The organism is Rhizobium sp. TBD182 (genome assembly GCF_001950375.1).
Classification (GTDB): domain Bacteria; phylum Pseudomonadota; class Alphaproteobacteria; order Rhizobiales; family Rhizobiaceae; genus Agrobacterium; species Agrobacterium tumefaciens.
The window spans coordinates 37580-48044 of sequence record NZ_BDLN01000010.1; the positions used below are offsets into that span (position 1 = coordinate 37580).

General features: G+C 58.4%; 12 protein-coding genes and 1 pseudogene. 9 read left to right on the forward strand and 4 right to left on the reverse strand.

Annotated features, from left to right (window positions below):
- Positions 1 to 18 precede the first annotated feature (18 nt).
- The 9 genes and pseudogenes from T18_RS22560 to traR form a co-directional block, all read left to right on the forward strand.
- Positions 19 to 201, forward strand: a pseudogene (locus T18_RS22560) (DDE-type integrase/transposase/recombinase); the annotation flags it as partial.
- A 688-nt stretch (positions 202 to 889) separates the two neighbouring features.
- Positions 890 to 1810, forward strand: coding sequence for a siderophore ABC transporter substrate-binding protein (locus tag T18_RS22565; RefSeq protein WP_038496835.1), 921 nt, complete (start codon positions 890 to 892; stop codon positions 1808 to 1810).
- A gap of 44 nt (positions 1811 to 1854) precedes the next feature.
- Positions 1855 to 2808, forward strand: coding sequence for an ABC transporter permease (locus tag T18_RS22570; RefSeq protein WP_038496838.1), 954 nt, complete (start codon positions 1855 to 1857; stop codon positions 2806 to 2808).
- Between the two features lie 22 nt (positions 2809 to 2830).
- Positions 2831 to 3766: an iron chelate uptake ABC transporter family permease subunit gene (locus T18_RS22575; RefSeq protein WP_075807851.1), complete on the forward strand. Its 936-nt coding sequence runs from the start codon at positions 2831 to 2833 to the stop codon at positions 3764 to 3766.
- Positions 3763 to 4521, forward strand: a complete 759-nt coding sequence (locus tag T18_RS22580) for an ABC transporter ATP-binding protein (protein WP_038496840.1) — start codon at positions 3763 to 3765, stop codon at positions 4519 to 4521. Before T18_RS22575 ends, T18_RS22580 begins: the two co-directional genes overlap by 4 nt.
- A gap of 750 nt (positions 4522 to 5271) precedes the next feature.
- Complete coding sequence (locus tag T18_RS28285) at positions 5272 to 5640, forward strand: hypothetical protein (protein ID WP_410118193.1); 369 nt, start codon at positions 5272 to 5274, stop codon at positions 5638 to 5640.
- Positions 5641 to 5992: 352 nt separating this feature from the next.
- On the forward strand, positions 5993 to 6205 hold the full coding sequence (locus tag T18_RS22590) for a hypothetical protein (protein WP_038496846.1): 213 nt from the start codon (positions 5993 to 5995) through the stop codon (positions 6203 to 6205).
- Between the two features lie 251 nt (positions 6206 to 6456).
- On the forward strand, positions 6457 to 7122 hold the full coding sequence (locus tag T18_RS22600) for a hypothetical protein (RefSeq protein WP_038496852.1): 666 nt from the start codon (positions 6457 to 6459) through the stop codon (positions 7120 to 7122).
- Positions 7123 to 7165: 43 nt separating this feature from the next.
- Positions 7166 to 7870: an autoinducer-binding transcriptional regulator TraR gene (gene traR / locus T18_RS22605; RefSeq protein ID WP_038496855.1), complete on the forward strand. Its 705-nt coding sequence runs from the start codon at positions 7166 to 7168 to the stop codon at positions 7868 to 7870.
- Positions 7871 to 7879: 9 nt separating this feature from the next.
- Here the strand turns inward: traR and T18_RS22610 are convergent, their stop codons facing one another.
- The 4 genes from T18_RS22610 to T18_RS27845 form a co-directional block, all read right to left on the reverse strand.
- A complete protein-coding gene (locus tag T18_RS22610; protein WP_038496864.1) occupies positions 7880 to 8188 on the reverse strand; it encodes a transcriptional repressor TraM in 309 nt (102 codons plus the stop codon).
- Positions 8189 to 8501: 313 nt separating this feature from the next.
- Positions 8502 to 9128, reverse strand: coding sequence for a TraH family protein (locus T18_RS22615; protein WP_038496867.1), 627 nt, complete (start codon positions 9126 to 9128; stop codon positions 8502 to 8504).
- Between the two features lie 12 nt (positions 9129 to 9140).
- Positions 9141 to 10340, reverse strand: coding sequence for a conjugal transfer protein TraB (locus tag T18_RS22620; RefSeq protein WP_038497515.1), 1200 nt, complete (start codon positions 10338 to 10340; stop codon positions 9141 to 9143).
- Positions 10341 to 10347: 7 nt separating this feature from the next.
- A partial coding sequence (locus T18_RS27845; RefSeq protein WP_414896160.1) for a S26 family signal peptidase occupies positions 10348 to 10465 on the reverse strand: 118 nt, incomplete at its 5' end.

A 10465-nucleotide genomic window follows, 5' to 3' on the forward strand; every position in this document is an offset into this window, starting at 1 on the left:
CGCGTCTGCCACATAGGTCTCGTGGATAGCCACGACCTGATCACGTCGCCAGCTTATATCGTCATCAAGGCCATTAACGAGTTCAAGGACAAGACCACGCGGCCGAAGGAGGTGTGGCAAAACGACTTCACCTACCTGAAGGTTGGCGGTTGGGGATGGATTTACCTATCGACCATCCTCGACGCTTGCTCCCGCTACATCACCGCCTTAGGCTGCAACAGCGTCAAGGTCGAACATCGCCGCGCCTGCTGCCCGACAACAGCCCGTGTTACGTCGCCTCCGATCTCGGCGAATGGCTGAGAAATACAAGATCGACCGAGTCCAAGGCCCTCCCGGCCGACGTCTATTCGGACGAGGCCAGACCAACCTGCTCGAACGCGAAATGACTAAACGAGGCACCATCGGGCAGTACCGCCTGAACCATAAAGCCAGCAGGCTTAAATCAACCCACAAACCGAGCACGACACTCCACTCTTCGACGTACGGGTATCACCGGACGCCAGTCGCGAAGTCTTAGTGTGACAATTCACTGCGTACTCTATGACGGCAGGCGGCGGCGTCCGCACGAGTGTTTTCGAGATCCAGCAAGAACTGCCGTCGACGTGGCTTCGGTCCGACGCCGTTTGTCCACCGATCCCTGTGCGGGTTCCTTCCACATCCATGCCTAATCAAGCCTAACAGATGATCGTTTCACACTGGCAGGTCCACCGTCGACGCACGCGTGGCTGTTCGAAGAAATCATTTGTCCAGATCAAGCAATGCGAGGAAGCCCACCCTGCGGTATACAGCCGGCGGGCCGGATCGGGGCCAAGGGACCGTGGTGCATGCGTATCGCGTTCTGCGGCAACATAACTAAACCGGCGCATCGTCTCACAAATTGGAGCGCGCAATGCGGCGTCACTACCCGATCCTCCTCAAGGCAGCTCTTGCGTTGACATTAATCGTTCCGGGTCCGCTTCAGGCGCAGGAGATAACGATCAAGCACTCGCAGGGTGAGACGCGTGTCGCCACCAATCCACATACGGTGTTGACCCTCGATATCGCGGCGCTTGATACGCTGGATGCCATCGGTGTCGGCGTCGCAGGCGTGCCAAATACGCCCTTCCCCCCGTACCTGTCGAAATACAAGGACGAGCGCTACAGAAAGATCGGCTCGCTGTTCGAACCGGACTACGAGGCGATCAATGCGCTGAAGCCTGATCTCGTCATCGTCGGCGGCCGCTCGAGTCCCAAATATGCCGAGGTCGCCAAGCTCGCTCCGACCATCGATTTGTCGCCGGACTTCAAGCATCGCGTGGCCGCCGATATTGAACATGCGGAGGCTCTCGGCCGGATTTTCAACAAGGAGAGCGAGGTCGCAGATCGTGTTGGCCACCTCCGGGCGACCATAGACGCGCTTCGGGTGAAAGCGGCGACGGCGGGGACCGGCATGCTCATCATGACGAGCGGCGGCCGGATCGCGGCGATCGGTCCGGGGTCATGGTTTGGCACGCTTTACGACGATTTCGGCGTGCGCCCCGCAGCCACGACGCTGGACTCCGGTCCGCATGGCCAGGTTGTTTCCTCGGAATTCATCCTGATGGCCGATCCCGACTGGTTGTTCGTCATCGATAGGGACGCGGCGATCGGTGAATCCGGTGCAGCCGCAAAGCAGATCCTCGATAATGAGCTGGTTCACCAGACCAAGGCATGGAAATCGGGACACATCGTCTATCTCGATCCCATCGACTGGTACATCGTCGGGGACGGGATCGTTTCGCTACAGGCGATGGCTGATCAGGTTATATCAGCTCTGTCCCGACCGAAGTGAGTAGCGCTGCTATATTCAACGGGTTTCCGGCCGTCTCCAACAGGGTGGCTTTGCTGCTGGCGGTTTGTGGCGTCGGCCTGCTGGCCCTCCTAAGTGTGCTTGCCGGCGCAAACATGCTGTCCCTGGCGGCACTCCTGAGAGGCGATAGCCTGACCTCCAACATTCTTCTGGCGAGCCGCATTCCGCGGACAGCGGCGCTGGTCCTCGCCGGTTCCTCCATGGCCGTCGCAGGCATGATCATGCAGATGCTAGCGCGCAACCGCTTCGTCGAGCCGGGAACCGCGGGAACGATAGAGTCCGCCTCGTTGGGGCTGCTGCTCGTCACCCTGATCGGGCCGGATCTCTCGATCTTCATGAAAATGCTCGCTGCGACCGTCGGCGCGCTCGCCGGAACTGGCCTCTTCCTTGCGATCCTTCGCCGCGCGCCGCAGGGGTCGACCCTTGTCATGCCGCTCGTCGGATTGATGCTCGGGGGCGTGGTCGGCGCTGCTGCGACATTCATCGCCTACCGCTACGACATGCTTCAATCGCTGCTGGCGTGGTCGATGGGAGACTTTTCCATCGTCATGCGCGGGCGATACGAGCTTCTCTGGATATCGCTTGGTCTCACCGCTACAGCCTATCTCGCAGCCGACCGTTTGACAGTCGCGGGCATAGGCAAAAGTTTCTCCGCCAATCTCGGCGTAAGTTATCGGAGCGCGATGACGATCGGCCTGGTGATCGTTGCCATGACGACGGCGACGGTCGTGGTGACGGTTGGCGCTCTTCCCTTCGTCGGGCTGGTCATTCCCAACTTTGTCAGTCTGATCGTTGGCGACCACGTCCGCAAAGGGCTTCCGTGGATCGCCGTGCTGGGCGCCGGCTTCGTCCTGGCCTGCGACATCTTTGGCCGGATCATCGACCAGCCCTACGAGATCCCGATCGGGCCGATAATTAGCGTTGTCGGCGGCGTCGTCTTTCTTGCGCTGCTGAAATACAGGTCTCCGCGACTTGGCTGACCCTGCACGCATATCCCCAGCCTTGACCCTCCTCATTCTCGCCGGCGCGGCATTGGCGAGTACGGCGGTTTTCTTGACGATCGGAGCCGAAGGACGCTGGAGTTTCGTTCTGGCGCTGCGAGGCCAGAAACTCGCGAGCCTTGTTCTCGTCGGCTACGCGATCGCGATATCGACGGTCCTCTTCCAAACGGTGTTGGCGAACCGAATTCTCACTCCCTCGATCATGGGTTTCGATGCGGTCTATGTCCTGATCCAGACCTTGTGTGCGACTTTCATTGGGTATGCCAGGATGAACTTGATCGGGCCGCGGCTTCAGTTTGCGATAGGGGTCGTGGTCATGGGGGTGGTCAGCGTCGCTCTGGCACGTCGGATGTTCGCCGGTGGTCGACGAGACCTCTATTTTCTGGCGCTCGCAGGCCTTGTCCTCGGGGGCATCATGAGAGGAATTGCAAGTTTCCTGCAGCGCATCCTGGATCCGGCTGCATTTGCCGTGCTTCAGGACCGGATGTTTGCGAGTTTCAACGGCGTCGACGGTGGGATGATACTATCTGCGGTCCTGCCCGTGATTGCCGTTTCGTGGGTCGCGTGGCGAATGCGGGAAACTTTCGACGTACTTGCACTCGGTCGAGAGCCATCGATCAGTCTTGGCGTCGATTATACCCGGACCGTCACCTTAGCCCTGATGATTATAGCCGTACTTGTCTCCGTTTCGACGGCTCTGGTCGGCCCGGTAACGTTCTTCGGGCTGCTAGTGAGCAACCTGGCCTATCGTCTGATGAACACCCATCGACATGCATTCATCCTGCCGGCCGCGGCGCTGGTGGCGGTGATCTGTCTTGTCATGGGGCAGGTGATCGTCGAACAGCTCTTCGGGTTCAGCACGAGCCTCAGCATCGTCATCGAATTCTTCGGCGGTATCGTCTTCATCGTTTTGCTGTTGAGAGGCCGGCCATCATGATCGAAACACACGCTTTGACCAAACGCTATGGCACCGTGACCGTCCTCGATAATGTCTGCGTGAATATCCCCAAAGGAGGTCTCACTTCCATCATCGGTCCGAACGGTGCAGGAAAATCGACTCTCCTGTCTCTAATTAGCCGGCTTGAACCGATGACAAGCGGCAGCGTTTCCGTCGACGGTCTCGACGTCTCCAATGTTTCGAGTAACGTTTTGGCACGGCGACTGTCGATACTGAGGCAAGACAACCAGGTCGCGATCCGCCTAACCGTACGGGATCTCGTTGCCTTCGGCCGTTTCCCATATTCAGGTGGACGCCTTACCTCCGACGACCGCGGTCATATCGATCGTGCGCTGGAATATCTTGACATCACCGCGATGGCCGAGCGCTTTCTCGATGAACTGTCAGGTGGACAGCGCCAACGCGCGTTTCTTGCCACGGTGCTTTGCCAGGACACCGATTATGTCCTTCTCGACGAACCACTGAACAGTCTCGATCTGAAACATGCCGCCGCCACCATGAGGCTGCTCCGGCGCGCGACCGATGAGCTTGGAAAAACCATGGTCCTGGTTTTGCACGACATTAATTTTGCGTCGCTCTACTCGGACCATATAATCGCCATGCGTGCAGGGAGCGTCGTGGTTCAGGGGCATCCGGACGCAATAGTCAGGCAGGAGGTTTTGCAACCGATTTTCGATATTGCACTTGGCGTTCACGAACTGAACGCACGCCGGATCGTCACCTACTACGAATAGCGCGTTCATAGCATTTCGCCGTAAGACAACTGCGACAAGATTGACCGTGTCAAGTATGAATACGTCTAAAGTATTGAGTTTGCGCCTTTATTTGGCGTGGAGTAGTAGATGGTAATTGAGTTGTGAGCTATATGGCTCATCCTGCCCGTTCGGCTAACGCCATGCGCGACGCTACCGCGTACGGTGGCCAGAAGAGGGACCCTAATGTTGCTGATCGACACATCTAACGTCTTCGATCCTGATGCGACCACGGAGGAGCGAAAGCGGCGAACTGGACGAGGCCAATCCATAAGCATCGCAAGGGCCAGCTCCGTTACACCGCGCGCAGAATAGTCACCTGCACAGTGGCAAACGATACCTAGGTGATTTCAGGACATACTGGGATTTGGATTCCACCGGGCGCATCATATCGCAGCGGGGGTCGGGGTAGCATCAAATGCTATTGTTTGTTGAGGCGGAGTGTGCTTCGACGATGCCGCCGGTCTGCTCACGTCTCGCGATTTGTCGGCTCTTTCAAGGACTTTTAAGACGCGCTGCGCGACAGTCTGGCGTCACCAACGGCAATAGTCCTGAAACCCGGATTACCGATACTGTCATTGATGAACTAGTGAAAGCTCCCACGTCGGCATATGGGGCTGCCTATGCCGCTCCACCCACGGCTGCGGCGCATTGCCGAGGTGCTCATCTCTGATCCCTTTGACAAAACGACTTTGACGGAATTGGCGAGCCTGGTCCGGCTCGGAACGGAAGCTGGGCCGCCTGCTGCATGAAACCGGCATGAGCTTCGGTCGCTGGCGCCACCAGTTGCATGTCCTTGTCGGGTTCTGGCGACTTGGTTCCAGAGATACGGTTCAGAACGTTGCAATCGACCTTGGTTATGGCTGTGCGACCAGTTTCTCCGATGCCCGTAAACGGTCGGAAACCACCGGCGCGCTATCTCGCGGACACTACGGCGCCCGCGCGGCAGTGAGCGGTGATTACTTCATTGGAGGGTGTTCTCTCCGGCACGAGCAATTAGGAACAAGCTCGAAGGCCAGCCTCATCTTAATAGTCTTGAAGGATGTTGAGCGGCAGGTGCCGCAGTTCCCAGGCAGACGGCCCGCGCGGAGCTCGATATGAGGCCGTTTTGCGAAACACATTGTCACTATTGCGCAATGCGAAAGACGCGCCGCGTGGTAGGCTTGACAGCGCAGGTTCACGAGCGTGTCAACAGTGTTTTCGGAAAGCTGATCTTGTGCGGTTGCCAGTAACCGACTCTTCGTCTTTCGCTTGCCTCACGACAGAAGCAATACATTGGCACCGGCGGCATTGCAGTCTATGACAAGGAGGTTATTCCGGGCTGCCTCTATGTGAATCGGAGCGCCGCGGCCACCCAGACCTTCGGGTCGCCACTGTTGGTTGTCCGCAGGTGATTTGCGAGTTCCAATAACCTTAAGCGCCTTCTCCGTCGCGATCGACGAGAAGTCTGCATGTGCTTCGGACCGCTACCGACCATGCCATCGCAGCGGTCCAGGCTGTTTCGAGTCAGGTTTTGCTCGACCGCGAACTCGTTTCGGGCGACCCGGAAGCCGCCTTCCGCGCCTTCTTGGTCGCTGCCGAACGTGGCGATCTCGATGCGCTCAACATTGAAGCGCCAGGGCCGGCCGGAAAATCAAAGGCGCTGCTACGAATTGTTCCGCAGTGACGCTTGCGCCGGTGTTCTGAAAGCCAAGGATTCACTCGCTCGGTTCCTGGAAGAGGATGAGTCGTGGATCGCGATCTCCAAGGCGCGGCGCGTTTCTATAGCCAGGCCGCAGAGGAAGGCGATCATTGGGCGCAGTTCAATCTTGGGACTATACTGTTGTCCCAAGGTGCTGATATCAAATGGCTTGGATGGCTGACACGCGCCTTCGCAATTAGCGACAACGGCTTTCGCCGACGGGTGGCGCCGATATATTGCTGGCGCACCCACGGTCGGTAGTACGTGAGCTTTCCGTTGAAGCGCTAACGCATTGTCAGCGGCCAGCGATATCGGAAGCCACCAGGCGATGGGGCGGGACGGAAACGGCGGAGAAATCTGTCGTCACTGACATCTGTCTGGATACCCCGGGGGAAGGGGCAACACATGAACAGCGCACAAAATTTACTGCCACGCGTATCGGGAATGACCGTGTCCGCCGGGGTCGGTCTCGCTTTCGCGGCATTACTCCCAGACAGGCGGATGCCCAGGAGGCCCAGCCGGCAAAGTCCGATACGACATCGAACCAGGGAACGATCGAACTCGAGCCGATCGACGTCAGAGGCGCGCAGGAAAAGCCGAATACACTCCAGCCTGCCACAGGAATCGATCGGCTCCCAGGCAAGGTCCAGGGCATACCACAAACCGTGGCGGTTATCCCGCAGACGATTAATCACGAACATCTGGCAACGACCGTCAGCCAGGTCACGCAATATGTTCCGGCCATCAGGCTTGCTACCGGCGAAGGCAATGGCGGAATGAACGGCGATCAGTTCCGCATCCTCCGATACGTTCTATCTGAAGAAACGCTCTCGCCTTGGAGTTCTATAAACAAGATTAAACAATCTTTGGTTGTTGATGCCCGACAATGCAAGCACCCTTGAGCGTCTAGTGACCCGTCTTCCCTGACAAATTATGGAGTAAAATATGCAACATTGGCTGGACAAGCTCATCGACCTTGCTGCGCTTCGGGGCGATGAGAATGTTCTCAAGGACGCTCTGACCCACCTTACACATCAAGCGGGTTTTTCCGGCTATGCCTATCTATATATCCGTCCGGGCCACACGATCGCCTCATCAAATTACCCTCCCGAATGGCGATCGATCTATTTCACGCGGAAATTGGAGGCCGTCGACCCGATCGTGAACCGCGCAAAGTCGCTGAAGCGAGTGTTTACGTGGAGCGGAGAGGAAGAACGGCGGCATGTCTCCAAGGAGGAGCGGGCGTTCTTCAAACAGGCAGCAGATTTCGGGATCCGCTCAGGAATCACTATCCCCATTAGAGCTGCCAACGGATCGACTTCAATGTTCACGCTCGCTTCGGATAAAACCGCAATTGACCTCAAACGTGACATCGATCCTGTCGCGGCCGCCGCGGCTGTTGGGCAGCTTCACACCCGCATGTCCTTGCTTCCCCTCACGCCGACTGCACAATACCCGGCCTGGCTCGACCCGAAGGAGGCCGCGTACCTCAACTGGATCTCGGTCGGCAAGACGATGGAAGAAGCCGCCGATCTCGAAGGCGTCAAATACAATTCGGTGAAGAGCAAGCTTGAGGAGGCTAGAAAGCGCTTCCAGATCCATACGATGCCGCACCTTGTGGCGCTGGCCATCCGGGCCGGGCTGATCTGACCGCAGGCTTCAGTTGACCGAAACTTTCGGGATGAAACCCAGAAGTCCAACCAGCGTGTTCACCGCGCTCATCTGCGCATGCATCTCGATCATCGCTTCGATATATTCGAGATGCTGCTCGCCTCCCGCAGCCGTTCCAATCTTAATGTCGTCCGGCAACACCTGGAACAGTTGATCCGCCTTCTCGAGAAGCTGCCTGTGCAGCCGGATGGCATTTGCCGTCAAAGTCTCGATATCTGCGCTTGAAAGTCCGCGCGTGAGCCCGATCACCGGGCGCAGTTCAAATGTGTCCGACACTACTGAATCTTTCAAATCCATTGGTGATCCAACCCTTGAGTATAGTCTGCGGTGCGCCCCCGCAAACGTTAATCTCTGATCCCAAGCCGGGGGTTGGAAACCGTCCTAGACAGTCCTGAGACCTTTAGCACCGAGGTACCTGGACATACGTCACAGGCCCCCGGCCAAATGGTCAGAGGATTCTGGCGCCGTATCGGCCGGCGCCAACCGCTAGGAAGGGTTTCCACACCCTCGGGCAGCGCGTACTGCCCTGCTCCGTCTTATAAAAGCTCCCGATTGTTTCCGCTAGGGCATTGGAAAAACAATCGCTTGCAAATCTACAGAGAGATCCTAGTTACGGCCTTGCGCCGATCCCCGAGAGATCGACCCTGATGCCCGCCTTGTTCGGATCGGACGCTCCCGTGTCGGACGCGTTTGCCGCGGCGTTATCTTTTTGATTGGGGTCAGCGCCATTTTCAGGTTCTTCGGAATCGGCCGGAGCGGGCCGAGTGATTTTCTCCTGCGCCGGTTCCTCCGCCCGGAACACCGCCACACCTTCGAAATAACCCGTCTGCCAAGCAATGACCGCATCGTCCATAACCTGTGGCATGACTTCTTTCGCGGTGGGATTGCCATACCACTTCAAAACGATACGAAAGACCTTGGCAAACAGCGCCGTCCCCATGCGAATATTTTCACAGGCTTCGATCATCTCCGGCTTCAGCTGACCGGCCTCGACGATGCCGAGGCCTGCCGGATACTGGGTGATACCCACGCGAACCGTGTTACGACCGAGATTGTCGCGGATCAGAGCCAGTGCCTCCTCCGGCGTCGTGGGCTTCGGCACCAGCACCACCCGGTTGCCGGAGCGGACGGTGATGGCGAGAGGGTCCTGCGATCCGGCACGGGCAATAAACTGCTCGACGATTGCGGGCTTCATGGACGGATCGGCGCATTGCTGGATAAGGGCGGCATCGAGCATCCCAAGTACTTCCTATGTGTTGAATGCCATAACGATGGGAAGGTCAAAGAGCCGAACCCAAGCGATCGCGATCGCTTTCTGAATGGCGACGATCGAGGTGTTTTCGATCCACCAGCCATTGCCCACCGCAACGATCACCCGGGGCGCATGCAGCATCGATTGCAGGACGGGCCAGAGAATGAGCTGCTCATAGCAGATCAGCATCGCGATCCTCACTCCGTCAACCTCGACCACCGGGTTGGCGAAGAAGTCGGCCCGCGCGCCACCGCCCTGCCCGGTCCATTGCAACCAAGGTTGCCACATCGAACCCGGGACCGGCATGCGCTCACGATAGAGGACGTTTGCTGCATTGGCCGAGATCACCACCATCACATTGTCATACCCTCTGGGATCGACGACGGCAGCACCTGCGATAACGGTGAGGTTCGAGCCACGAAGACCTTCCTGCCAGACCCGCGCAACAGTCGGTGTCCAGAAGCCGAGCGCACTTTCCGGCAGGACCACAACATGCGTGTCCGGATGCGCGGCAATTCTGTGGCGCATCGTTGCGATCAGGTCACGGTGATACGGGAGCGATCCATCGCGACCGAGGTTTTGTCCCACCTGAAGGTCGACGCCCCTCCATGCATCAGGTAGTTTCGGTTGCGTCCACGTCGCGGCGGACCAGAGCCAGAATCCTCCAAGGATGACGGCTGCGGCCGGCCAAAGCCTTGTCGTCATGATGAGCAGGCCGGTCGCCATCGCGCACAGTCCCCACCATTCCCAGCCTGGGAACAGCACGCCGGCCGCTGTCAGGGGATGCGCCCAGCCGGTAATGCCGAACGGCGGCAGCCCCGTCAGCGCCATCGCCGATAGATAGCGCAATGCCCTCGCCGAATCCGCACCCCTCTTCCCGGACGCGAATTCGTCACCACGCTTCATCCAGAGTGCAGCATGCACGCTAACGAACGACACCGAAGCCACCTCCCAAAGCACCAGCCCGGGCCAAAGATCGGCGGCATAGAAGTTGGCCACGCCCTGTGGCAAACCGCGGCAGGCCGCCAGGAAATACCCTGCCGCCACAAGTGCAGCGATCGAGCGTGACGGCGCCATTGTCCATAGCACAGGAAATATCGCGGCGACGGGGAGGAGAAGCACCTCCCCGCTCCAGCCGATCCACCCACAGGTAATGGACGTGATGATCAGGAGGATGGATTTCCAGCGATCAGCCAGATGATCGTCACCGCGATCTCGGGTGGTAGGTGAAGACGGGCCGCGCCAGGCCGAGAAGACCGGAATCCGGAACCGGACCAAAATATCGACTATCATAGGAGCTCGCAAAGGAGGAGTGAAGGAAC